The following is a 23291-nucleotide window of genomic DNA, read 5'->3' as shown; positions in this document are numbered from 1 at the left end:
CTGCCATGTTCGCTCCGACCTACCTCGATCACAACGCCACCACGCCGCTCGATCCGCGCGTGCGCGAAGCGATGTTGCCTTACCTTGACGCGCGCTTCGGCAACCCGTCGAGCCGGCACGAGTATGGTCGGCAGGCGAGGGCGGCGGTCGATCGTGCGCGTGAGCAAGTTGCCGCTGCTGTTGGCGCGCATCCGACAGAAGTGGTCTTTACCTCCGGCGGTTCAGAGGCAAATAACCTCTTCATCAAGGGCGCCGCTGCGCAGATGAAACCGGGGCTGATCGTTGTTGGCGCTTCGGAGCATCCGTGCGTTCGTGAGCCCGCACGCCAGCTTGAACGATCGGGCTGGCGCCGCGAGACGGCACTCATCGACGGCTCGGGTCGGATTCGTGCGGACGTGTTTGCCGAGCTGATGAAGCAATCGCCGAGACTTGTGTCGGTGATGGCGGCAAACAACGAGACCGGCGTCTTGCAGGAAATTGACAGGCTTGCAGCGGAGGCGCGCGCCGCTGGCGCGCTGTTTCACACCGATGCGGTGCAGGCGCTGGGCAAAATGCCGATTTCGTTCAGGGCTCTCGCGGTGAGCGCAATGACGATCTCGTCGCACAAGATCCACGGCCCCCTTGGCGCTGGCGCTTTGGTGCTGGACAAGCGTGTTGAGCTTGCGCCGCTGGTTGCCGGCGGTGGCCAGGAGCGTGGCTTGCGTTCTGGGACCGAGAACGTCGCGGCGATTGTTGGCTTTGGTGCAGCAGCGGAACTCGCGGTGGCAGAGTTGAACGAATGGACGTCGCGTGCTGCACGACAGCGCGACGCACTTGAAGCGTCGCTTCTGAGCCTGGGGGCGTGGGTATTTGGTGCTGGCGCTGCGCGCCTTCCGAACACGGCGTTTTTCGCGTTCGACCATGTCGACGGCGAAACGCTGGTGGCGAAACTGGATCGTGCGGGTTTTGCGGTTGCGAGCGGGTCGGCCTGCTCCAGCGCAGATCCGCGGCCGTCGGCAACGCTGCTGGCGATGGGTGTAGAGGATGAAGTTGCGCGTGGCGCAATCCGGGTGAGCCTCGGGCGCGACACGCAGGATGAGGCGCTGGCCCGATTCGTGAAAACGTTGGGCGAAACGCTGCAAGGCTTAAGAACGCTCTCCGCCGTGGCGGTCTGAGTATATGAGTGATGCGGGTCCGGCCCGCCTGGAGTGGACGCAATGCTGAAGTTTCCGATCTACCTTGATTACTCTGCGACGACGCCGGTGGATCCGCGCGTGGCGGCCAAGATGATTCCGTACCTGACGGAGCATTTCGGCAATCCGGCGAGCCGCTCGCATGCCTTTGGCTGGGAGGCCGAACGTGCGGTGGAAGAAGCGCGCGAGCAGGTGGCTGCGCTGGTTAACGCCGACCCGAAGGAAATCATCTGGACGTCTGGCGCGACCGAGTCGAACAACCTGGCGATCAAGGGCGCCGCGCACTTCTATGCGGGCAAGGGCAAGCACCTGATTACGGTGAAGACGGAACACAAGGCGGTGCTGGACACCACCCGTGAGCTTGAGCGTCAGGGCTTCGAGGTGACCTACCTCGATGTGCAGGACAACGGTTTGATCGACCTGGAGCAGTTCAAGGCGGCGATTCGCCCGGACACGATCGTGGTTTCCGTGATGTTCGTGAATAACGAGATCGGCGTTGTGCAGCCGATCGCCGAGATTGGCGAGATCTGCCGCGAGCGTGGAATCGTCTTCCATGTGGACGCCGCGCAAGCGACCGGCAAGGTGGAAATTGACCTTGAAAAACTGAAGGTCGACTTGATGTCGTTCTCAGCGCACAAGACTTACGGCCCGAAGGGCATCGGCGCGCTGTATGTGCGTCGCAAGCCGCGCGTTCGCCTTGAAGCGCAGATGCACGGCGGTGGGCATGAGCGCGGTTTGCGTTCCGGCACATTGGCTACGCACCAGATTGCAGGTATGGGTGAAGCGTTCCGTATTGCGCGCGAAGAGATGGCAGCGGACAACGCCCGCATCGGCAAGCTGCGCGACCGCTTGCTAAAGGGCCTGTCGGATATCGAAGCGACCTACGTCAATGGCGACATGGTTCAGCGTGTGCCGCACAACCTGAACATCAGCTTTGCTTACGTCGAAGGCGAGTCGATGATCATGGCGGTCAAGGATCTCGCGGTGTCGTCGGGCTCGGCCTGTACCTCGGCGTCGCTGGAGCCTTCGTACGTGCTGCGCGCCTTGGGGCGCAATGACGAGCTGGCGCATAGCTCGATCCGTTTTACGATCGGCCGTTTCACGACCGAGGAAGAGATCGACTACACGATCGATCTGCTGCACAAGAAGATCGGCAAGCTTCGTGAGCTGTCCCCACTGTGGGAAATGGTTCAGGAAGGCATCGATCTCAACACGGTCCAATGGGCCGCGCACTGAAGAATACTGAGGAGTACGAAGATGGCCTATAGCGAAAAAGTTCTGGATCACTACGAGCATCCGCGCAATGTTGGCTCGTTCGGCAAGACCGAAGCCGGCATCGGTACCGGCATGGTTGGCGCGCCGGCCTGCGGCGACGTGATGAAGCTCCAGATCAAGGTCAACCCGGAAACCGGTGTGATCGAAGATGCGAAGTTCAAGACCTACGGTTGTGGCTCGGCGATTGCGTCGTCGTCGCTGGTAACCGAATGGGTCAAGGGCAAGACGCTCGACCAGGCCCTTGATATCCGCAACACACTGATCGCTGAAGAACTTGCGCTCCCGCCGGTTAAAATCCACTGCTCGATTCTTGCTGAAGATGCGATCAAGGCGGCTGTGGAAGACTACCGTCAAAAGCATGCAGAGGCGTCGCCCAAGGCCGACTGAGGAAATCATGGCTGTCACGTTGTCTGAAAGCGCTGCAAAACATGTCGCCAACTTTCTTGCCCGGCGCGGCAAGGGGGTCGGTGTGCGGCTTGGGGTGAAGACCTCAGGCTGTTCCGGCATGGCCTACAAGCTCGAATACGCCGATCAGGCCGACGAGGCCGATATCGTGTTCGAGAGCCATGGTGTGAAGGTTCTGGTGGACCCGAAGAGCCTGCCGTACATCGATGGCACTGAGCTGGATTTTGTCCGCGAGGGTCTTAACGAGGGGTTCAAGTTCAACAACCCCAACGTCAAGGACCAGTGCGGTTGCGGCGAGAGTTTCAACGTCTGAGCCTGGCCTTGCCTGACCGGCGCGACGCCGCCGCGGCGCACCGATGCGCACGGCGGCGTTGTCATTACTGAATCCGATGAACTTTTCCGACGCTCTAGGCGACTACTTCTCTTTGTTCGGATTGCCGCGCCGCTATACGGTCGATCCGTCGGTGCTGGAATCTGCCTATCTTGATGTGCAGGCGAAGATCCACCCGGATCGCTACGCGCACCTTGCCGAAAACGAGCGTCGTGTGGCGATGCAGTGGGCCTCGCACGCCAACGAGGGCTACCGCATTCTTCGCCGCCCGGTGCCGCGTGCGCGCTACTTGCTGCATCTGGCTGGCATCGATCCGCAGATCGAGTCAAACACGGCAATGCCACCCGATTTCCTGATGCGCCAGATGCTATTGCGCGAGGCGGTTGAAGAGGCCGAACAGGATGGCGACGTTGCAACACTCGACAATCTGCTACGCGAATTGCGACGCGATGCGCGGGCGATGGAGCAGTCCCTGGCGGACGATTTCGATGTGCGCGGTGACTTGATCGCCGCCACGGCACGTGTGCGGCAATTGATGTTCCTCGAGCGACTGCAGGAAGAAATCGGCAGCGCTCTCGAAACCCTGGAAAACTGATGGCACTTCTTCAGCTCGCCGAACCTGGCCAGTCTGCTGCCCCGCACGAGCATCGGCTCGCGGTCGGCATCGATCTTGGTACTACTCATTCGCTCGTCGCCACGGTGCGCCATAGCCTGCCGGAGTGTTTGCCTGGCGAGCAATGCGGCATCCTGTTGCCGTCCATCGTTCGCTACTTGGCTGACGGCCGCGTGCAGGTCGGCAAAGAGGCTGCCGAGCATCAGGCCACGGATTCGCAGAACACGATCGTGTCGGTCAAGCGTTTCATGGGGCGCGGTCTGGCCGACGTCGAAGCCGGTGCGAGCAAACAGTACGATTTCGTTGATGCCGAAGGCATGGTTCGCATCAACACCGTGGCAGGCGTAAAGAGCCCGGTTGAAGTCTCCGCAGAGATTCTGAAAGTCTTGCGTCAGCGTGCCGAGAGCCGCCTTGGCGGCGAGCTGGTCGGTGCGGTGATCACGGTTCCCGCCTATTTTGACGACGCGCAGCGTCAGGCAACCAAGGATGCGGCACGGCTGGCTGGCCTGAACGTTCTGCGGCTGCTGAACGAACCCACCGCTGCCGCGATCGCCTACGGTCTCGACAACGAAACCGAGGGCACCTATGCCGTCTTCGACCTCGGTGGCGGAACCTTCGACTTCTCTGTGTTGAAACTCTCGCGCGGCGTGTTTGAAGTGCTCGCCACCAGCGGCGATGCGGCACTTGGTGGCGACGATTTCGATCAGGCCCTTGCCATGTGGCTGCGCGAGCAATGCGGCGCGACTGACCTGCGGCCCGAGGATTCTCGCGCCGTGTTGGTCGAGTGCCGTCGGGTCAAGGAGGCCTTGTCGCGTGCTACGGCCGAAGAGGCTCGGGTGGTACTGAGCGATGGGCGCGAATTGGTCGCGAATGTGACTCGCGAACAGTTCGAATCGCTGACCGCCAAATTGGTCGCCAAGACCCTCGCGCCGGTGCGTAAGGCGCTGCGCGATGCGCATCTCGACGTCGAGGACGTGAAGGGCGTCGTGCTGGTCGGCGGCGCAACGCGGATGCCGCAGATCCGCGCCGCGGTCGAGCAGCATTTCGGTCGCGAGCCGCTCACCGATATCGACCCGGATAAAGTGGTCGCAATTGGTGCCGCGATCCAGGCCAATGTGTTGGCGGGCAACCGGCGCGACGAGGATGACTGGCTCTTGCTGGACGTCATTCCCTTGTCGCTGGGGATCGAAACGATGGGCGGCCTGGTGGAGAAGATCGTCACGCGCAACTCGACGATCCCGACTGCGAAAGCGCAGGAGTTCACGACCTACAAGGATGGTCAGACCGCAATGGCGATCCACGTCGTGCAGGGTGAGCGTGAGCTCGTGCGCGACTGTCGTTCGCTGGCGCGCTTTGAACTGCGTGGTATTCCGCCGATGGCGGCCGGCGCGGCACGCATCCGTGTGACCTTTCAGGTCGATGCCGACGGATTGCTGTCGGTCTCGGCGCGCGAGACGGGTTCGGGCGTCGAAGCGTCGATTGCGGTGAAGCCCTCGTACGGGCTGTCGGACGACGAGATCGCCGGCATGCTGCGCGCAGGTTTTGATCACGCGGATGCGGACATGCGCTTGCGTGCGTTGCGCGAGCAGCAGGTGGAGGCACAGCGCATGATCGAGGCGGTCCAGTCGGCGTTGGCGGCCGACGGAGATCTGCTCGATGCCGGCGAATGCGCCGCAATTCATGCTGCACTTAACGAACTGGCTGTCCTCAATGCAGGTGACGACGCACGCCAGATCAAGTCGGCGCTCGATGCGATGAACAAGCTGACCGAGACTTTTGCTGCGCGCAGAATGGACAAGACCATTCGAGCTGCCCTGGCTGGACAGAAGGTCGACGACCTGAAGGTATGAACGTATGACCCAAGTGATTGTATTGCCGCATGTGGAGTTGTGCCCCGAAGGCACGGTGATCGAGGCGCCGCAGGGCGAGTCGATTTGTGACGCTCTGCTCGGTGCTGGCATTGAGATTGAGCACGCCTGCGAAAAATCCTGCGCGTGCACGACCTGCCATGTCGTGATCCGCGAGGGCTTCAACAGCCTTGAAGCCGCCGAGGAGCTTGAGGAAGACCTGCTCGACAAGGCCTGGGGCTTGGAGCCGACTTCCCGGCTATCGTGTCAGGCCAAGGTTGGTACGACGCCGCTGGTGGTCGAAATTCCGCGTTATACGATCAACATGGCCAGGGAGGGCAAGCGATGAAATGGACCGATGTGCGCGAGATTGCGATTGAGCTCAGCGAGCGCCATCCCGACGTTGATCCGCTGCGTGTGAACTTTGTTGATCTGATGAATTGGGTGATCGCCTTGCCGGGCTTCGACGATGACCCGAAGCATTGCGGCGAAAAGATTCTTGAGGCGATTCAGGCGACCTGGATCGACGAGGCAGACTGAGCACTACGACGGGGGGTGAGGCGATGACTGCAGCAATCCATGAGTTCAGCACTCGCACGCTGGACGGCAAGCCACTCAATCTGGCCGACTACGCCGGCAAGGTGCTGTTGATTGTTAACACCGCGAGCAACTGTGGTTTCACGCCGCAGTACGCAGGGCTTGAGGCCCTGCAACGTCAATACGGCGCGCGCGGTCTTGTGGTGCTTGGTTTCCCCTGCAATCAGTTTGGTGCGCAGGAACCTGGTTCCGAAGCCGAAATCGGCGCGTTCTGCGAGAAGAACTACGGCGTGACGTTCCCGTTGTCCGAGAAGGTCGAAGTCAACGGTGAGGGCGCGCATCCGCTGTTCAAGTACCTTACGAAAGAAGCGCCGGGTCTGCTTGGTACGACTGCGATCAAATGGAATTTCACCAAGTTCCTGGTCGACCGTGACGGCAATGTGGTTGAGCGCTTCGCCCCAACGACGAAGCCTGAGGAACTGGCAGCACAAATTGAAACGCTGCTCGCTTGAGCATGGCGTGCGCATGAAAAAGGCGACCGACGGTCGCCTTTTTTCTTTGCCGTTCTGCTTTGGCTAAACGAGTGGCGCCTCGGCCGGTTCGTTCAGCGATAGCCAGTACATGCCAAGCTGGCCTACGGTCTGGATGAAGCGTTCGAAGTCCACGGGCTTTCGGATGTAGCTGTTGGCGCCGAGTGAATACGCGTCATGGATATCCTGCTGCTCTCGCGATGTGGTCAGCACCACCACCGGGAGCAGGGCGGTCCGCACGTCTGCGCGTATGCGGCGCAGCACCTCCAGACCATCGATGCGAGGCAGTTTGAGGTCGAGCAGGACCACTGCAGGCATCTGGCTCAAGTCGCGATTCAGGTGGCGACCCGTGCCAAAGAGATAGTCAAGCGCCTCAACACCGTCCCGGGCGACAACTACCGGGTTTGCAATGCGGTTCTTCGTGAAGGCTCGCAGCGTCAGGGCCTCGTCGTCAGGGTTGTCCTCGACGAGCAGGATAGGGCGATCGGTGGTCATCATGTGTCCGGGTCGCGATGGGGGCGTCAAACTTGCCTACGGCATGGCGCGCTTGTTCTGAAGGCCACTCTGCATCGCGCACCTGTCCGTCAGTCTAACGGACTAGGCAATCACCGTCGACATGGCGGGTTTCATCGCCATGTCTGGATCAGTGTGGAAGGTCTTCTCGATGGATCAGAAAGACCCCTTCATCGGCACCGGCCGTATTCAGCCAGGTCAGCGGCAAGTCGGGCCAGGCGGCTTCGACGAGATGTCGATTGTGACCAACCTCAACCGCAAGCACGCCGCCCGGGTTCAGATGGGCATGCGCCTGCGCAAGAATCGTCCGCACGACATCGAGCCCATCTTCGCCTGCGCCCAGCGCCATTTCGGGCTCGTGACGGTACTCGGGCGGCAGCGCGTCCATGGCTTCCTGCGTGACATAGGGCGGGTTGCTGATGATCAGGTCATAGCTCCGGTCGCCAAGTGCTTCGAATACGTCGGAGCGGATCAGCTCCACACGATCCTCGAGGCCGTAGTCGGCAACATTGGTGTGGGCGACTGCCAGCGCGCCATCGGAGAGGTCGACCGCATCGATTTTGGCGTTGGGGAATACATGCGCCATGACGATTGCAAGGCAGCCGCTGCCGGTGCACAGGTCGAGCGCGGCTTCCACCTCTTCCGGATCCTGAATCCAGGGCGCAAACCCATCCTGCAGCAACTCGCCGAAGTACGAGCGCGGCACGATCACCCGTTCGTCGACACTGAAGCGGTAAGGGCCGAGCCACGCTTCACCGGTGATGTAAGCGGCTGGTTTGCGGCTTTGCACGCGCTCGTCAATGACGGCGAGCACTTCCGCGCGCTCATCCGACGGAATGCACGCATCAAGGAAAGGATCGAGCCGATCAAGTGGCAGATGCAGCGTATGCAGGATCAGATACACCGCCTCGTCGAACGCATCCTCGGTGCCATGGCCGAACACGAGTTTTGCGCGGTTGAACTGCGATACCGCGTAGCGCAGCAGATCGCGCACGGTGACCAGTTCGTCGCGCGGGTCGTGATCGTGTGTGTGATGTTCGTGGTCGCACTGATCGTCGTCACAGCGTTCCGGGTGATGGGTCATGTCGATCTTTCAGGCGAGAAGCAGGCGTTCAATGATGCCGCGATAGGCAACGGACAGCGGTTCGATCGCCGATACGGCGATGCGTTCGTTAACTTTGTGGATGCTCGCATTCACCGGGCCGAACTCGACTACCTCGGGGCAGTGCGTGGCGATGAATCGGCCGTCCGACGTACCGCCGGTCGTCGATAGTTCCGGCTTGATGCCGGTGGCGGCCTCAATTGCACCCTCCATCGCGTCGACGAGCTTGCCGCGCGGCGTGAGGAACGGGTTGCCCGAGAGCTGCCAGTCGATCTCGTAATGCAGGTGATGGGCGTCCAGCACCTGATGCACCCGCTGCTTCAGCATCTCGGCCGGGCTGGCTGGTGAGAAGCGGAAGTTGAAGCGCATCTCGAGCGAACCGGGGACGATATTGGTCGCGCCCGTACCCGAGTGGATGTTTGAAATCTGGAAGCTCGTCGGGGGGAAATACTCGTCCCCGCTATCCCATTCGATCGCGGTCAGTTCTGCGAGTGCGGGCGCAATCAGGTGGATCGGGTTGCGTGCGAGCTGCGGATACGCCACATGGCCCTGTACCCCGATTACCCGCAACAGCGCGTTGAGCGAACCACGGCGGCCGTTCTTGATCATGTCGCCGAGGGTGTCGACCGACGTCGGTTCGCCCACCACGCAGAAGTCCATCGCCTCACCGCGCGCGGCGAGTGTTTCGACGACGATTTTTGTGCCGTGGGTCGCCACACCTTCCTCGTCAGAGGTCAGCAGCAGCGCGATCGAGCCAGGATGATCAGGGTGGGCCGCAACGAAGGCCTCGATTGCGGTGACGAAAGCGGCCAGCGAGGTCTTCATGTCGGCGGTGCCGCGGCCATAAAGGTAGCCGTCGCGCTCGACCGGATCGAACGGATGGCTCTCCCATTCGACGATCGGCCCGGTCGGCACCACATCGGTATGGCCGGCAAAGCACAGCACTGGCCGGGCGGTACCGCGACGTGCCCAGAGGTTGCTGACGCCGTTGGCTTCGATGCGCTCGAAGCGGAAGCCGAGGGGCGCAAGGCGCTCCTCGATCAGTTCGAGGCAACCCTCATCCTTGGGGGTGACGGACGCGCGCCGGATCAGCGCTTCGGTGAGGGCTCGTGTCGGGGAATGCACTGTTGTTATCGCGTTCTTGTGGGGTCAGGAAGGGGACGACTCGTCCATGTGCAGCGTGAAGGACTTGAACGACGCACCGTCGGTTTCGCTTTGCTCGAAATCGATGATCGGCGGTTGCGTCGACTGGTTCTCAAGCTCGGTGCCGCCGAGTTGCTGGTTGTTGATCAGCCAGGCAAGGTTCGTCGGCGAGTCGGCGTTGCCGAGCGCTTCGTCGAGCGAGATGGTGCCTTCCTTGTAGAGTCGGAAGAGGTCTTGCTCGAAGGTTTGCGAGCTGGGTGCCAGCGATTGCTCCATCGCTTCCTTGATCTCGGGGAAATTGCCCTTCTCGATCAGGTCTGCGATGTGGCGGGTATTCGAAAGGAGCTCCACCGCAGGAATGCGGCGACCGTCCGGCCGCTTCACCAGGCGCTGCGAGATGATTGCCCGCAGCGCGACCGAAAGGTCGAGGTAGAGCAGGGTGCGATTCTCGAGCGGGAAGAAGTTCGCGATCCGGTTCAGCGCGTGGTAGGCGTTGTTTGCATGCAGCGTGGCAAGACACAGGTGACCGGTCTGCGCATAGGCAATTGCTGCCTGCATTGTCTCGCGGTCGCGGATTTCACCGATCAGGATGCAATCCGGCGCCTGACGCATCGCGTTCTTCAGCGCGATATGCCAGTCGTGCGTGTCGAGGCCGACTTCGCGCTGGTTGACCACCGAGCGCTTGTGCCGGAACAGATACTCGATCGGGTCTTCCAGTGTGAGGATGTGGCCCGGTTTCGTGTTGTTCCGGTGATCCAGCATCGATGCCATGGTCGTCGACTTGCCCGAACCGGTGGAGCCGACGACCAGGATCAGGCCGCGCTTCTCGAGGATCAGATCGGCCAGCGAATCGGGCAGGCCGAGCGAGTGGAGCTGCGGAATCTCACCCTGAATGAACCGTACGACGATGGCGATTGAGCCGCGCTGCCAGAACATGTTGACGCGGAAATTGCCCAGATCGCGGCGGCCGAACGACAGGTTCAGCTCCTTCGTCTTCTCGAAGGACTGGATCTGTTCCGGCGTCATCATTTCGTAGGCCATGCGCTGGATGACTGCAGGCTCCATTACCTGCTGGTTCACCGGCATCACGGTGCCCTGGATCTTGATGTGGATGGGCGCGCCCGCCGAGACAAAAATGTCCGACGCATGTTTGTCGCCCATTAGCTGGAACAGCTTGTCGAGGATCATGGTCCGCCGCTCTCTGTTTGGCTGGATTCGGTTTTAGGCGCGCAGCAGATCGTTGATGCTGGTCTTCGCGCGGGTCTTTGCATCCACCTTCTTCACGATGACTGCGCAGTACAGACTGTACTTGCCATCGGAGGAGGGCAGGTTGCCGGAAACCACTACCGAGCCGGCCGGGATGCGGCCATAGCTGACGGTGCCGGTCTCGCGATCGTAGATCTTGGTGCTCTGGCCGATGTACACGCCCATCGAGATCACCGAATTCTCTTCAACGATCACGCCTTCCACGATCTCGGAGCGTGCGCCGATGAAGCAGTTGTCTTCGATGATCGTCGGGTTGGCCTGCATCGGCTCCAGCACGCCGCCAATGCCCACGCCGCCCGAGAGGTGCACGTTCTTGCCGATCTGTGCGCAGGAGCCGACGGTCACCCAGGTGTCGACCATCGTGCCTTCATCAACGTAGGCGCCAATGTTCAGGTACGAGGGCAGCAGCACCGCATTGCGGGCCACAAAGCTGCCGCGGCGGGCAACCGAACCGGGCGTCGCGCGGAAACCGGCAGCGCGGAAGTCTGCTTCGGTCCAGTTCGCGAACTTGGTCGGCACCTTGTCGAAGTACTTGTTCACGCCGTCGTCGGTCAGCACGTTGTCGTTGGCGCGGAAAGACAGCAATACGGCCTTCTTCACCCACTGATGCGTCACCCATGCGCCGTCAATCTTCTCCGCCACGCGCACGCGGCCGGCGTCCAGATCGGCAATCGTGTGCTCGATCGCGTCGCGCAGTTCTGCGGCCACGTTGCTCGGATTGATTTCGGCGCGCTGTTCCCAGGCGTTTTCGATGATGGTTTGCAGGTTGCTCATCAGGGGGACCTCGATAATTGGTGGTTGAAAACGGTAGATCAGGCGGCGCCGAAGCGTCGCGCGACAAACGATGCAATACGCTGCGCGGCCTCGATGCACTCTTCGTGCGACGCCACCAGTGCAATCCGGACAAAGCCTGCACCCGGGTTCACGCCGCGGCTCTCACGCGAGAGGAACTGACCGGGCAGCACGGTCACATGCGTTGCGGCAAACAACTCCCGTGCGAACTCGCGGTCGTCGATTGGCGTGCGGGCCCAGAAGTAGAACCCGGCGTCGGGCAATTGCACTGGCAGCGCTGGGTCCAGAACCGGCTTGAGTGCCGCGAACTTTTCGCGATAAAGCGTTCGATTGTCGCGCACATGGGTTTCGTCTCGCCACGCAGCCACGCTTGCCGCCTGCACTGGAAGACTCATCGCACAGCCGTGGTAGGTGCGATAAAGCAGGAACTGCTTGAGCACTGCGCGATCGCCTGCGACGAAGCCCGAACGCAATCCGGGCACGTTCGAGCGCTTTGAAAGGCTTGAAAACACGACCAGGCGCTCGTAGCCAGTGCGGCCGAGCGCCTTGGCCGCCTCCAGCGCACCCAGCGGCGGCTTGCCTTCATCGAAGTAGATTTCCGAGTAGCACTCGTCGGCCGCAATCACAAAGCCATAGCGGTCTGCGTACTCGAACAGACGTTTCCAGTCTTCGAGCTGCAGCACCTTGCCGGTCGGGTTGCCGGGCGAGCAGACGAACATCAGCTGAACGCGGGACCATTCGGCCGCGCTGAGCGAATCCAGATCGAGGCCGAAGTCGTTCTCGGGCAACTGATTCAGGAAAACGGGCTCGGCGCCGGAGAGCAGCGCCGCGCCTTCGTAGATCTGATAGAACGGGTTCGGGCAGACCACCAGCGGTTTCGCGGCACTGGCATCGACGACCGCCTGAGCAAACGCGAACAAGGCCTCGCGCGAGCCACACACGGGCAGTACCTCATGGGCGGGGTCAATTGGTGTCAGCGCATAACGCTGTGTCAGCCACGCGGCAATTGTCTCGCGCAGGGCGTCGCCACCGGCAGTGGTTGGATACGCCGAGAGCCCGCGCAGGTTCATTACCAGCGCTTCTTGAATGAAGGCCGGGGTGGCGTGCTGTGGCTCGCCGATCGAGAGCCGCACCGGGCGCAGCCCGGCCGGAGGCTCGACGCCGGCAAACAGCTGGCGAAGGCGTTCGAACGGATAGGGCTGCAGCAGGTCGAGGCGCGGATTCAAATCAGGCTCCAGGCGAGGCTTGCGGTCGGTGTGACGGGCTTGGCGCTGCGCGTTGCGGCTTGCCACATGGCATGCCGGGCAGCGTTGCGGGGGTGATATTATAGCCACCCGTTTTGCCCGCCGCGCCGCCGATTGCCGCGCCCACGCCAGTTCCGGTTCTGCTCACGTGCGCCTTTCCAAGCTCAAACTCGCCGGGTTCAAGTCCTTCGTCGATCCAACGACCGTGCTCACGCCCGGTCAGCTGGTCGGCGTTGTCGGCCCGAATGGCTGCGGCAAGTCCAACATCATCGATGCGGTCCGCTGGGTACTCGGCGAATCCCGCGCCGGCGCGCTGCGCGGCGAATCGATGATGGACGTGATCTTCAACGGGTCGACCACGCGCAAGCCGGTCAGCCGTGCGAGCGTCGAACTGGTATTCGACAACGCCGAGGGGCGCGCGGCCGGTCAGTGGTCGCAGTACGCCGAGATATCGGTCAAGCGCGTACTCGATCGCAGCGGCGAATCGAGCTACTGGATCAACAATATCCACGTCCGTCGTAAGGACGTGATCGACCTGTTCCTTGGTACCGGCCTTGGGCCGCGCGCTTACGCGATCATCGAACAGGGCATGATCTCGCGCATCATCGAAGCGCGCCCCGAGGATGTCCGCGGCTTTCTTGAAGAAGCGGCGGGGGTTACCAAGTACAAGGAACGGCGCAAGGAGACCGAAGGTCGCCTGTCCGATGCGCGCGACAACCTCGCACGCGTCGAGGACATCCGCAACGAACTCGGTGCGCAGATCGAGCGCCTCTCAGGCCAGGCCGAGGTGGCTCGCCGATATAAGTCCCTCAACGAGGCCCTGCGCGAGCAACAGATCCTGTTGTGGTTGCTGCGCCGCAATGAAGCGCGCGAGGATGCAGCCCGAGTCGCCGCGGCGGTGGCGGAAACCACTGCACGGATCGAGGCCGAGACGGCCCGTTTGCGCGAAGCCGAGGCGCTTGCCGAGACGGCCCGCGAAGCCCATTACAAGGCATCGGACGCGCTACACGCCGCCCAGGCGGACCTTTACGCCGCGAACGGTGAAGTGACCCGACTCGAAGGCGAAATGACGCGTATGCGCGAGCGTCGTCAAATGCTTGGCAGCCGGGTCGGGCAGCTGCTCACCGACGAGGCGCGCTGGATCGCGCAACGCGACGCCGCGGAAGGCGACCGCCAGCGCTGGGAGAGCCTTCTTGATGCGGCAGGGCTGCGTCACGAACAAGCCCAGGCGCGCCACGAGGAACTTGCAGCGCGGCTCCCCTCGGCCGAGGACGCGCTCGCCGGCGCTCAGGCGGCGACACGCTCCCTGCGGCACGAGCTGGGCAGCACCGAGCAGCAGTTGCGGGTTGAAGAGACGCGCCGCGCGAGCGCGCTGCGCGCCCTCGATACGCTCGCGCAACGCCGCATGCGTATCGAGGGCGAACGCCACGGTCTGCAGGCGCCCGATGCAGAGGCCCTAGCGCGAGCGGAAGCAGCGGCTGAACTCGCCGCCGGTCGCCTGGAGCAACTGCAGGAAGCGCTGGATGACGGCACCGCAAACCTGCCTGCGCTGCTCGCGGCGGTGCGCTCAGCACAAGATGCCGAACGCCAGACCAATCGCCAGCTCACCGAGGCGCGGGCACGACGCGAGGCGTTGTTGCGAATTCAGCAGAAGGCCGCTGCGCCCGGGGCGTTGGCCGACTGGCTGAAAGCGCGTGGCCTTGATAGTGCCAGGCCGCTGTGGCAATCGCTGCGCGTAGAGGCAGGCTGGGAGTTGGCGCTGGAAACGGCGCTGCGCGAGCACTTCAACGCCTTGCAGATCGCTGACGCAGCAACCGCCGGTGACGCGCTTGCTTCGCAGCCGCCGGCCAGCGTGTCGCTCGCCTTGCCGCTTACCGCATCGACGAATGTGGAGGAGCCGGCGCAGTCGTTGCCGGGTGTGCCGCTCCGTAGCTTGGTTCAGCTGGAGTTGCCAGATTGGGCCTCTGGGCTTGCCGTATGGCTGCATGGTGTTCGGGCGGTTGAGGATTGTCGCGAATGGCTCGCGCAAGCCGGAACACTGCCCCTGGGCGTGCGCCTGATCGACCGGGCAGGGCGCGAGCTGAGCCGCGCGGCATGCTCTTGGCTGCGGGCTGATGCCGGCAGCCACGGTGTGCTGGAACGCCAGCGCGAACTCGAAGAGCTTGAAGCGCACGTCGAAGCGCTGGAGGCAGAGGCCGCTGCGGCTCATGCCGCGCTGGCGGAGGCTGAAGCGGCAAGCCATCGTGCGCAGGAATCGCTCACCACGCTGCGTCGCGAGCATCAGGCCGCCCAACAGACCGCGCATCGCGAACAGCTCGCCGCAGTTCAGCTTGGGCAGGCTCGGCAACGCTACGATGAACGCGCAGGCCAGCTGCTGCGCGACATCGAAGAGCTCGACTTGCAGGTCGCCGCGGAACGGACTCACCTGGAAACTGCAATCACCGCGCAGTCGGTACAGGAAGAGCGCGCAGAGCAACTGCGTGAACGGCTTGAAGCGACCGAGGGCATCGCCCAGCAGCAGGACAATGCGCTGCGCGCACTCCGCCAGCAGGAGCAGCAACTCGCGCGCGAAGTGCAGGAGGCTGCGTTCTCCGAACGCGAGTGCCGCGGCAAACTCGACGACCTGGCGCGCCAGCTTGCTCAGGCCGCCGAGCAGATCGTGCGTTGTGCGCGTGAGCGCGAGGCCGCTGAAGCAGAGCAGGCCGGCCTGGACGAAACGCCGATCGGCGATGCCTTGCAGGGCGCGCTGGAGATGCGCGAAGCGCGCGAGGCGATGCTGGCGCAAAGTCGCGAAGCGCTCGACGTCGCTGCGACCCGCCTGCGGGAACTCGACGAAGCCCGTCTGCGCGCCGAACTCGCGCTGCGCCCCTTGAACGACGCTTTGGCAGAGGCGCGCCTTAAGTTGCAGGCGGCAGAGCTGGGTCAGCAGCAGTACGACGAGCGACTTGCGGAGATCGAACTCGACGAAAATGAGTTCGCCGCTCGGCTTGCGGCGGGCCCGAAGGACCAGACGCTGGTGCGGGAGATCAACCGCCTTACCCGCGAGCTGGCCGATCTGGGGCCGGTAAACCTTGCGGCAGTGGAAGAGTTGCTCGCCGCCGAAGAGCGGAAAGGCTACCTTGATGCGCAGTCAGGTGACCTGAACGAGGCAATCGGTACGCTGGAGGATGCAATCCGGCGTATCGACCGCGAGACTCGGGAGCAATTGCAGGAGACGTACAATACGGTCAATCGTCAGTTTGGCGAGCTCTTCCCACAGCTATTCGGCGGTGGCGAGGCGCAGCTGATCCTGACCGGCGACGAAATTCTCGACGCGGGCATCCAGATCGTGGCGCGCCCGCCTGGCAAGAAGAACAGTTCAATCCACTTGTTGTCCGGTGGAGAGAAAGCGCTGACCGCAATCGCGCTGGTGTTTTCGTTCTTTCAACTCAATCCGGCGCCGTTCTGCCTGCTCGACGAGGTCGATGCACCGCTCGACGACGCCAACACCGAACGGTTCTGTGCGATGGTCAAACGCATGTCGTCCATCACGCAGTTCATGTTTATCAGTCACAGCAAGATCACGATGGAGCTGGCGCGCCAGCTGGTGGGCGTCACGATGCAGGAGCAGGGCGTCTCCCGCGTGGTCGAGGTGGATATCGAAGAAGCGCTGCGCCTGGCCGACCCAGTCGCAGCTTGAGAGGTCTCATGGCAGGCAACGAACTCCTTTATGGTCTGATTGGTTCCGGCGCCGGCGTGGTGGTGTTGGTTCTCGGTTACAACGCCTGGCAGGAACGCAAGGCCCGCCGCAACGCCGAAAAGGCGTTTCGCTCGGAGCATCGCGACGTTCTGCTGGAGGGCGCGGGTGCTGCAAGCGGCCCGGCAGAACCGGTAGAACCGGGCGGGCGGCTCGAACCCGCGTCTGCGCGCATCCCCGCGCAACCGCCGATTGGCCGCGCGGCCGAACCCGAATTGCCACTTGAAGCGCGCGCGATTGACTGCGTTGCGCGTATCGAAGCCCCCGCCGGTGTGATCGGCGGGGCCCTAGTTCAGGGCGCTGGTGGCCCGTTGTCGCAGGTGCATCGCGCCGTGCGTTGGTACGGATTCGATGATGCGGCCCACGCCTGGGTTGCGCTCGACGCCGGTGACAAACGCAGTTTCACGCGCATGAGCGCAGCGATGCAGCTGGCGGATCGCCGTGGCGCGGTCGGCGAACGTGAGGTCGACGCATTCTGCGCGGCAATTCAGCGAGTCTGCGATCAGTTCATGGCGGTGCCGCGCTTCATGGACCGCGGCGAAGCCCTGACCCTGGCCCAGGGCGTTGATCAGTTCTGCGCAGCGCTCGACATCCAGATCGCGGTCAATGTGGTTGCTGGGGAGCATGCCTTCCCGGGCACGAAGTTGCGCGGGCTGGCCGAGGCGGCGGGCATGGTGCTCGATGGTGACGGCTGCTTCCATGCTCGTGACGATGCAGGGCAGAGCCTGTTCGTCCTTGCCAATCGCGACGCCGCGCTCTTCTCGCCGGAATCGCTACGCCACGGCAGCAGCAGTGGGGTCACCCTGAGCCTTGATGTGCCCCGCGTGGCAGCGGGCATTGAGGCCTTCGATCGCATGGTGGCGCTTGCGCGGCAGTTTGCCGGCGCGTTGCATGGACACCTGGTCGATGACAATGGCAAGCCACTCAGTGACGCCTCACTCTCGATGATCCGCAGCCAGGTGCAGCAGTTCCAGGAGCAGATGGATCGCCAGGGCGTGCCGGCAGGCAGCACCCTCGCACTGCGCCTCTTCACCTGAGGGCTTCCGATGATCGCGCCTCGTGAGGCGTTCGAGCAGGCCGCCACCTTGCGGGCGACGCTCGAGCGCTACAGCCATGCCTATTACGTCCTGGACGAACCTCTTGTTCCAGACGCGGAGTACGACCGGTTATTTCAGGCGCTGCAAGCGCTCGAAACCGAGTATCCGGAACTTTGCACCGCCGATTCGCCGACCCAACGGGTCGGCGGCAAAGCTCTCGCGCAGTTCGCGCCGGTTCGGCACGCCGTGCCGATGCTCTCCATCCGAACCGAGACCGACACCGAGGCGAGCGGCGCTCGCGCATTCGACGCGCAAGTGCGTCGTGAGCTTGAGCTGACCGAAACCGATCCGCCGGTTGAATATGCCGCGGAGCTGAAGTTTGACGGGCTCGCAATCAGCTTGCGCTACGAGCGCGGTATTCTGGTGCAGGCGGCAACCCGCGGTGACGGCGAAACCGGCGAAGACGTCACGCAGAATATCCGCGCGATCCGCCAGATACCGCTTCGACTTCGTACCGACACCCCACCTGAAGTCTTTGAGGTGCGCGGAGAGGTCTACATGCGGCGCGACGATTTTGCGCGCATGAACGAGCGGCAGATGGCGCGTGGTGAAAAGACTTTCGTCAATCCGCGCAACGCGGCGGCCGGAAGCGTGCGTCAGCTCGACCCTGCGATCAGCGCGCAGCGCCCACTGTCCTTCTTTGCCTACGGCATCGGTGAAACGACGGGTTGGGGAGGGGCGGACAGTCACGGTGCGCTGCTCGACCAACTCGCGCAATGGGGCTTCCCGGTCTGCAGCGAGCGCTGCGTGGCACTCGGGGCGGAGGGGCTGATCGCCTTTCATGATCGCGTCGGCGCGCAGCGCGATGCACTGCCATTCGACATCGATGGTGTCGTCTACAAGGTCAATTCGCTGGCGCTTCAACGCCGGCTCGGCTTCCGTACCCGTGAGCCACGCTGGGCGGTCGCCCACAAGTACCCGGCACAGGAAGTCATGACGCGGGTTCAGGGAATCGAGGTGCAGGTCGGCCGGACGGGGAAACTGACGCCGGTTGCGCGCTTGGAGCCTGTCTTCGTCGGAGGTGTGACCGTAACAAACGTGACGCTGCATAACCAAGACGAGGTCACGCGCAAGGGTGTGCGAGTCGGTGACAGCGTGGTTGTTCGGCGCGCCGGCGATGTGATTCCCGAGATCGTTGCTTCCTTGCCCGAGCGTCGTCCCGAGGGGACGACAGCCTTTGTAATGCCCCAAAGCTGCCCCGTGTGTGGCTCTGCCGTCACGCGGGAAGAGGGCGAGGCGGACCATCGTTGCAGTGGCGGTCTTTACTGCCCGGCTCAGCGCAAGCAGGCACTGCTGCATTTTGCCTCGCGTCGCGCGATGGATATCGAGGGGCTCGGCGACAAGCTGGTGGATCAACTCGTCGATGCGGCGATCATTCGTACGCCGGCCGATGTCTACAAACTGGGCGTGCTTGCGCTCGCCAACCTCGACCGGATGGCCGAGAAGTCAGCCCAGAATCTTGTCGACGCGATCGATCGCAGTCGGAGCACCACCCTCGCGCGCTTCATCTACGCCCTGGGCATTCGCAACGTGGGTGAAGCGACTGCGAAGGATCTCGCACGGCACTTCGGCACCCTTGACGCGTTGATGGCCGCTGATGAAACGGCCCTGCTTGCGGTGCCGGACGTCGGGCCGATCGTGGCTGCAAGCATCGCGGGCTTCTTTGCGGAGGCACACAACCGCGAGGTGGTCGAACAGCTTCGGGCGGCGGGCGTGCACTGGCCGGAATCAGCAGGCCTTGCCGATGCTGCCGCAACCGCCCCCCTGAGCGGCAAGACATTCGTGCTGACCGGCACTCTGCCGACACTGTCGCGCGACGAAGCCACCGCGTTGATCGAGGCGCAAGGCGGCAAGGTGGCAGGTTCGGTGTCGAAGAAGACCAGTTACGTGGTGGCCGGCTCCGAGGCCGGCTCCAAGCTCGACAAGGCGCAACAGTTGGGCATTACGATCCTCGACGAGGATGCACTCCTCGCGCTGCTGCGTGAAAGCAGTGCTGGGCCCCAAACAATGGATCAAGAACAATGAAGCGAATTCGCAAGGCTGTATTTCCGGTAGCGGGGCTGGGTAGCCGCTTCCTGCCGGCAACCAAGGTCATGCCCAAGGAAATGCTGCCGATCGTCGACAAGCCGATCATCCAGTACGCGGTGGAAGAGGCGGCCGATGCGGGCATCACTGATATGGTTTTCATCATCGGGCGTACCAAGCGCGCGATCGCTGACCATTTCGACAAGGCCTATGAGCTCGAGAACGAGCTCGTGACCCGTGGCAAACACGACATGCTCAAGATCGTCGAAGACACGATTCCGAAGGGCGTCAATTGCATCTTCATTCGCCAAGCCGAGGCGCTGGGTCTGGGGCATGCGGTTTTGTGTGCGGAAGCGGTGGTGGGCAATGAGCCTTTTGCCGTGCTGCTGGCGGACGATCTGCTGGACGGTGCCACGTCCGTCACCAAGCAGATGGCGGACGTCTTTAACTACAACCGTTGCTCGGTGCTCGGCGTGATGGAAGTGCCGCGTGAGGCGACGGGCTCTTACGGTGTGGTGAGTACCGAGAAAGACTCGGGCGATCTGCGCCGCATCTCGGGCATTGTCGAAAAGCCCAAGCCTGAGGAAGCGCCTTCCAACCTCGCGGTGGTCGGCCGCTATATCCTGACGCCGCAAATCTTTGAGCACCTGCGCAACCTGAAGCCGGGTACACACGGCGAGTTGCAATTGACCGATGCGATTTCCGCGCTGTTGCGTGAAGAGTCCGTGTTGGCGTATCGATTCGACGCCACGCGCTATGACTGCGGCGACAAGCTTGGTTACCTGAAAGCCACGGTCGAACTGGGCATGCGCCATCCGGAGATCGGCGCGGACTTCAAACGTTTCCTGGCAGAGCGATTCGGTCACGCCTGACCTTGCCGTCGGCCATGGCGGTTGGGACAAAACCCAACCGATGTGCAAAAAGAAAGGGCAGCCATGCGGCTGCCCTTTTTGTTTGATGCGGCCGAAGCCGCACTCAATCAGGCTGCGTCGTTCTTCGCGGCGCGCTTGCGGTCGGTTTCCTTCAGGTGGCGCTTGCGCAGGCGGATCGACTTCGGCGTGATCTCGACAATTTCGTCGTCAGCGATGAACTCGATCGCCGACTCCAGCGTCAGCGAGATCGGCGGCGTCAGACGCACAGCCTCATCGGTGCCCGACGCACGCACGTTGGTCAGCTGCTTGCCCTTGATCGGGTTGACGACCAAGTCGTTGTCGCGGGTGTGGATACCGATGATCATGCCTTCGTACAGCGCTTCACCCGGGCTGACGAACATGCGACCGCGGTCTTGCAGGTTCCACAACGCGTAGGCCACGGCCTCGCCATCGTTCTGCGAGATCAGCACGCCGTTGCGACGCTCTGCCATTACACCGGCCATCGGGCCGTAGTCGTCGAACACATGGCTGGCGAGGCCGGTGCCGCGGGTCAGCGTCAGGAATTCACCCTGGAAGCCGATCAGGCCACGTGCGGGAATGCGGTATTCGAGACGCACACGACCCTTGCCGTCCGGCTGCATGTCTTGCAGTTCGCCACGGCGGCGGCCGAGTTCTTCCATCACTGCGCCCTGGTGGTTTTCTTCCACGTCCACCGTCAGCATTTCATACGGCTCGCACTTCTCGCCGTTGATTTCCTTGAACACCACGCGCGGGCGACCAACGGCCAGTTCGTAGCCTTCACGGCGCATGTTTTCGAGCAGGATGGTCAGGTGCAGTTCGCCACGGCCGGAGACTTCGAATACGTCCGAATCGCCGGTGTAATTCACGCGCAGCGCGACGTTCTTCAGCAGTTCCTTCTCGAGGCGCTCGCGGATCTGGCGGCTCGTTACGAACTTGCCTTCGCGGCCGGCGAGCGGTGACGAGTTGACCATGAAGTTCATCGTCAGCGTCGGTTCATCGACGGCGATCGGCTTCATGCCCTCGGGCTTCTCCGGATCACAGATCGTGACGCCGATGTTCACCTGATCGATACCCGACACGAGCACGATGTCGCCTGCTTCGGCGGACTCAGCCTGGCTGCGTTCAAGGCCCTTGAAGGTCAGCACTTGGCCGATCTTTGCCTTGCCGCGGTTTTCTTCGCCGTACATGACGACCACTTCCTGGTTCGGGCGGATACGGCCGGCACGGATGCGGCCAATCCCCAGCTGACCGACGTAGGTCGAGTAGTCGAGCGAGCAGATCTGCAGTTGCAGCGGTGCGTCCGCGTCCACTTCAGGTTGCGGCACATGCTTCAGGATCGCTTCGTACAGCGCGGTCATGTCGGTGCCGGGCTTGTCAGCCTCCAGCATCGCGTAGCCGTTCAGTGCCGAGGCGTACACGACCGGGAAGTCGAGCTGCTCTTCGGTCGCGCCGAGTTTGTCGAAGAGATCGAAGGTGTGGTTGATCACCCAGTCCGGACGCGAGCCCGGGCGGTCGATCTTGTTGATCACGACGATCGGCTTCAGCCCCATTGCGAGCGCCTTGCGGGTGACGAAGCGGGTCTGGGGCATCGGGCCTTCGACCGCATCGACCAGCAGCAGCACGCCGTCGACCATCGACAGCACGCGTTCGACTTCACCGCCAAAGTCAGCGTGTCCAGGGGTGTCGACGATGTTGATATGGGTCTCGCCGTACTGGATGGCGCAGTTCTTGGCAAGAATCGTGATGCCGCGCTCCTTTTCCAGATCGTTGGAGTCCATCACGCGTTCTGCGACCTGCTGGTTTTCACGGAAGGTGCCGGATTGGCGCAGGAGCTGGTCGACCAGCGTGGTTTTGCCGTGGTCGACGTGAGCGATGATGGCGATGTTACGGATTGCGCGGCTCATTGGTTTTTGCCAAGTCTTTGAAAAAGGGCAAGATTCTAGCACGGGCATGCCGCGGTGCAGCGAAAATCCGGAATGCTGCGTGCTACCATTTTCGGCTAACCAGAATTCACCGGAAGGCCATCTTCATGCTCGCGATCATCGGCGGTAGCGGACTCACCCAGCTCGCCAACCTGAACATCGAACGTCGCGAGGTGGTGCGCACCCCGTACGGCGAACCCTCCGGGGTGCTGCTGTTCGGCCGAGTTTGCAGCATGAATGTGGTCTTTCTAGCACGTCATGGTTACGGCCATACGATTCCGCCGCACATGGTCAACTACCGCGCCAACATGTGGGCCCTGCACAAGGCCGGCGCGACGGGCGTGCTGTCCGTGGCCTCGGTGGGCGGGATTCGCGCTGACCTTGGGCCTGGCGTGCTGGTCGTGCCGCACCAGATCATCGACTACACCCACAGCCGCCGAGGCACGTTCTTTGATGGCGTCGATGGTCCAGTTGTACATGTCGATTTCACCGAGCCGTACGATTCTGTGTTGCGGCGTCGCATCCTCGCTGCCGCCGTCGAAGCGGGGGAAGCGGTGGTCGATGGCGCCGTGTACGCGGCTACCCAAGGCCCACGGCTGGAGACTGCCGCCGAAATCGAACGCCTTGCCCGCGATGGAGCGGATGTCGTGGGGATGACCGGTATGCCCGAAGCGGCTTTGGCGCGCGAGCTCGATCTACCGTATGCGGCCCTAAATGTAGTGGTCAATTGGGCGGCGGGGCGCGCGGACAGCGAGCACGAGATCCGCTTCGAGAAAATCGAGCAAACCGCCCAAGCTGCGATGGGCCGCGTGCGGCATGTGATTGACCGGATCTGCGGCTGAGGCCGG

The 23291-nt window shown here is 62.7% G+C and carries 21 protein-coding genes; 14 read left to right on the top strand and 7 right to left on the bottom strand.

What is annotated here, in order from left to right; genetic code table 11:
* Positions 1-5: 5 nt before the first annotated feature.
* The 9 genes from JY500_RS11545 to JY500_RS11505 all read left to right on the top strand — a co-directional run bounded on the left by JY500_RS11545 (position 6) and on the right by JY500_RS11505 (position 6692).
* Complete coding sequence (locus JY500_RS11545) at positions 6-1154, top strand: cysteine desulfurase family protein (RefSeq protein ID WP_206252452.1); 1149 nt, start codon at positions 6-8, stop codon at positions 1152-1154.
* 42 nt (positions 1155-1196) lie between these two features.
* Positions 1197-2408, top strand: coding sequence for an IscS subfamily cysteine desulfurase (locus JY500_RS11540; RefSeq protein WP_281391141.1), 1212 nt, complete (start codon positions 1197-1199; stop codon positions 2406-2408).
* A gap of 21 nt (positions 2409-2429) precedes the next feature.
* Positions 2430-2834 (top strand): Fe-S cluster assembly scaffold IscU, encoded by a 405-nt coding sequence (gene iscU / locus JY500_RS11535; protein WP_172202730.1) that lies wholly within the window; start codon positions 2430-2432, stop codon positions 2832-2834.
* A 7-nt stretch (positions 2835-2841) separates the two neighbouring features.
* Positions 2842-3165 carry an iron-sulfur cluster assembly protein IscA gene (gene iscA / locus JY500_RS11530; protein WP_172202729.1) on the top strand — a complete coding sequence of 108 codons (324 nt, stop codon included), beginning with the start codon at positions 2842-2844 and terminating at the stop codon, positions 3163-3165.
* A 76-nt stretch (positions 3166-3241) separates the two neighbouring features.
* Complete coding sequence (gene hscB, locus JY500_RS11525) at positions 3242-3778, top strand: Fe-S protein assembly co-chaperone HscB (RefSeq protein WP_172202728.1); 537 nt, start codon at positions 3242-3244, stop codon at positions 3776-3778.
* A complete protein-coding gene (gene hscA, locus JY500_RS11520) occupies positions 3778-5646 on the top strand; it encodes a Fe-S protein assembly chaperone HscA (protein WP_206252450.1) in 1869 nt (622 codons plus the stop codon). Before hscB ends, hscA begins: the two co-directional genes overlap by 1 nt.
* Before the next feature lie 4 nt (positions 5647-5650).
* Positions 5651-5992, top strand: a complete 342-nt coding sequence (gene fdx / locus JY500_RS11515; protein WP_172202726.1) for an ISC system 2Fe-2S type ferredoxin — start codon at positions 5651-5653, stop codon at positions 5990-5992.
* Positions 5989-6183: a Fe-S cluster assembly protein IscX gene (gene iscX / locus JY500_RS11510; RefSeq protein WP_172202725.1), complete on the top strand. Its 195-nt coding sequence runs from the start codon at positions 5989-5991 to the stop codon at positions 6181-6183. Before fdx ends, iscX begins: the two co-directional genes overlap by 4 nt.
* Positions 6184-6206: 23 nt before the next feature.
* Entirely contained in the window at positions 6207-6692 is a 486-nt protein-coding gene (locus tag JY500_RS11505) for a glutathione peroxidase (RefSeq protein WP_206252443.1), read from the top strand.
* A gap of 63 nt (positions 6693-6755) precedes the next feature.
* Here the strand turns inward: JY500_RS11505 and JY500_RS11500 are convergent, their stop codons facing one another.
* The 6 genes from JY500_RS11500 to dapC all read right to left on the bottom strand — a co-directional run bounded on the left by JY500_RS11500 (position 6756) and on the right by dapC (position 12752).
* Positions 6756-7205 (bottom strand): response regulator, encoded by a 450-nt coding sequence (locus JY500_RS11500; protein WP_172202723.1) that lies wholly within the window; start codon positions 7203-7205, stop codon positions 6756-6758.
* A 148-nt stretch (positions 7206-7353) separates the two neighbouring features.
* The gene (gene prmB / locus JY500_RS11495; protein WP_206252441.1) at positions 7354-8307 is read right to left on the bottom strand and encodes a 50S ribosomal protein L3 N(5)-glutamine methyltransferase; all 954 of its coding nucleotides are present in this window, start codon (positions 8305-8307) and stop codon (positions 7354-7356) included.
* 9 nt (positions 8308-8316) lie between these two features.
* Complete coding sequence (dapE, locus tag JY500_RS11490; RefSeq protein ID WP_206256464.1) at positions 8317-9459, bottom strand: succinyl-diaminopimelate desuccinylase; 1143 nt, start codon at positions 9457-9459, stop codon at positions 8317-8319.
* 15 nt (positions 9460-9474) lie between these two features.
* On the bottom strand, positions 9475-10656 hold the full coding sequence (locus tag JY500_RS11485) for a PilT/PilU family type 4a pilus ATPase (RefSeq protein WP_172202721.1): 1182 nt from the start codon (positions 10654-10656) through the stop codon (positions 9475-9477).
* A gap of 33 nt (positions 10657-10689) precedes the next feature.
* Entirely contained in the window at positions 10690-11508 is an 819-nt protein-coding gene (gene dapD, locus JY500_RS11480; RefSeq protein WP_172202720.1) for a 2,3,4,5-tetrahydropyridine-2,6-dicarboxylate N-succinyltransferase, read from the bottom strand.
* 38 nt (positions 11509-11546) lie between these two features.
* Entirely contained in the window at positions 11547-12752 is a 1206-nt protein-coding gene (gene dapC, locus JY500_RS11475; protein WP_172202719.1) for a succinyldiaminopimelate transaminase, read from the bottom strand.
* A gap of 166 nt (positions 12753-12918) precedes the next feature.
* Here dapC and smc point away from each other — a divergent pair, with 166 nt between their 5' ends.
* From smc to galU, 4 genes are read left to right on the top strand one after another with little or no spacing between them, the layout of a single operon-like run.
* Positions 12919-16449: a chromosome segregation protein SMC gene (smc, locus tag JY500_RS11470; protein ID WP_206252439.1), complete on the top strand. Its 3531-nt coding sequence runs from the start codon at positions 12919-12921 to the stop codon at positions 16447-16449.
* A gap of 8 nt (positions 16450-16457) precedes the next feature.
* A complete protein-coding gene (locus tag JY500_RS11465) occupies positions 16458-17543 on the top strand; it encodes a cell division protein ZipA C-terminal FtsZ-binding domain-containing protein (protein ID WP_172202717.1) in 1086 nt (361 codons plus the stop codon).
* A 9-nt stretch (positions 17544-17552) separates the two neighbouring features.
* A complete protein-coding gene (gene ligA, locus JY500_RS11460; protein WP_206252431.1) occupies positions 17553-19628 on the top strand; it encodes an NAD-dependent DNA ligase LigA in 2076 nt (691 codons plus the stop codon).
* Positions 19625-20500, top strand: a complete 876-nt coding sequence (gene galU, locus JY500_RS11455) for a UTP--glucose-1-phosphate uridylyltransferase GalU (RefSeq protein WP_172202715.1) — start codon at positions 19625-19627, stop codon at positions 20498-20500. The genes ligA and galU overlap by 4 nt, the downstream gene beginning before the upstream one ends.
* Positions 20501-20607: 107 nt before the next feature.
* On the opposite strand, the gene typA is transcribed toward galU, so the two are convergent.
* Entirely contained in the window at positions 20608-22425 is a 1818-nt protein-coding gene (typA, locus tag JY500_RS11450) for a translational GTPase TypA (RefSeq protein WP_172202714.1), read from the bottom strand.
* A gap of 125 nt (positions 22426-22550) precedes the next feature.
* Between typA and JY500_RS11445 the strand changes: the two genes are divergently transcribed.
* On the top strand, positions 22551-23285 hold the full coding sequence (locus JY500_RS11445) for an S-methyl-5'-thioinosine phosphorylase (protein ID WP_172202713.1): 735 nt from the start codon (positions 22551-22553) through the stop codon (positions 23283-23285).
* The last annotated feature ends 6 nt before the right edge of the window (positions 23286-23291 follow it).

The sequence above is a fragment of the Niveibacterium microcysteis genome, from assembly GCF_017161445.1.
GTDB classification, from domain to species: domain Bacteria; phylum Pseudomonadota; class Gammaproteobacteria; order Burkholderiales; family Rhodocyclaceae; genus Niveibacterium; species Niveibacterium microcysteis.
Note: the sequence above shows the minus strand (reverse complement) of the source record. Positions and strands in the feature narration are given on the sequence as shown.

What these genes read in the sequence shown, in the direction of transcription:
- iscU (WP_172202730.1), top strand. Translation starts at nt 2,430, where the DNA reads ATGGCCTATAGCGAAAAAGTTCTGGATCACTACGAGCATCCGCGCAAT.
- JY500_RS11445 (WP_172202713.1), top strand. Translation starts at nt 22,551, where the DNA reads ATGCTCGCGATCATCGGCGGTAGCGGACTCACCCAGCTCGCCAACCTG.
- JY500_RS11465 (WP_172202717.1), top strand. Translation starts at nt 16,458, where the DNA reads ATGGCAGGCAACGAACTCCTTTATGGTCTGATTGGTTCCGGCGCCGGC.
- JY500_RS11540 (WP_281391141.1), top strand. Translation starts at nt 1,197, where the DNA reads ATGCTGAAGTTTCCGATCTACCTTGATTACTCTGCGACGACGCCGGTG.
- dapD (WP_172202720.1), bottom strand. Translation starts at nt 11,508, where the DNA reads ATGAGCAACCTGCAAACCATCATCGAAAACGCCTGGGAACAGCGCGCC.
- galU (WP_172202715.1), top strand. Translation starts at nt 19,625, where the DNA reads ATGAAGCGAATTCGCAAGGCTGTATTTCCGGTAGCGGGGCTGGGTAGC.
- JY500_RS11545 (WP_206252452.1), top strand. Translation starts at nt 6, where the DNA reads ATGTTCGCTCCGACCTACCTCGATCACAACGCCACCACGCCGCTCGAT.
- prmB (WP_206252441.1), bottom strand. Translation starts at nt 8,307, where the DNA reads ATGACCCATCACCCGGAACGCTGTGACGACGATCAGTGCGACCACGAA.
- hscA (WP_206252450.1), top strand. Translation starts at nt 3,778, where the DNA reads ATGGCACTTCTTCAGCTCGCCGAACCTGGCCAGTCTGCTGCCCCGCAC.
- fdx (WP_172202726.1), top strand. Translation starts at nt 5,651, where the DNA reads ATGACCCAAGTGATTGTATTGCCGCATGTGGAGTTGTGCCCCGAAGGC.
- JY500_RS11485 (WP_172202721.1), bottom strand. Translation starts at nt 10,656, where the DNA reads ATGATCCTCGACAAGCTGTTCCAGCTAATGGGCGACAAACATGCGTCG.
- iscA (WP_172202729.1), top strand. Translation starts at nt 2,842, where the DNA reads ATGGCTGTCACGTTGTCTGAAAGCGCTGCAAAACATGTCGCCAACTTT.
- typA (WP_172202714.1), bottom strand. Translation starts at nt 22,425, where the DNA reads ATGAGCCGCGCAATCCGTAACATCGCCATCATCGCTCACGTCGACCAC.
- ligA (WP_206252431.1), top strand. Translation starts at nt 17,553, where the DNA reads ATGATCGCGCCTCGTGAGGCGTTCGAGCAGGCCGCCACCTTGCGGGCG.
- JY500_RS11500 (WP_172202723.1), bottom strand. Translation starts at nt 7,205, where the DNA reads ATGACCACCGATCGCCCTATCCTGCTCGTCGAGGACAACCCTGACGAC.
- JY500_RS11505 (WP_206252443.1), top strand. Translation starts at nt 6,207, where the DNA reads ATGACTGCAGCAATCCATGAGTTCAGCACTCGCACGCTGGACGGCAAG.
- iscX (WP_172202725.1), top strand. Translation starts at nt 5,989, where the DNA reads ATGAAATGGACCGATGTGCGCGAGATTGCGATTGAGCTCAGCGAGCGC.
- hscB (WP_172202728.1), top strand. Translation starts at nt 3,242, where the DNA reads ATGAACTTTTCCGACGCTCTAGGCGACTACTTCTCTTTGTTCGGATTG.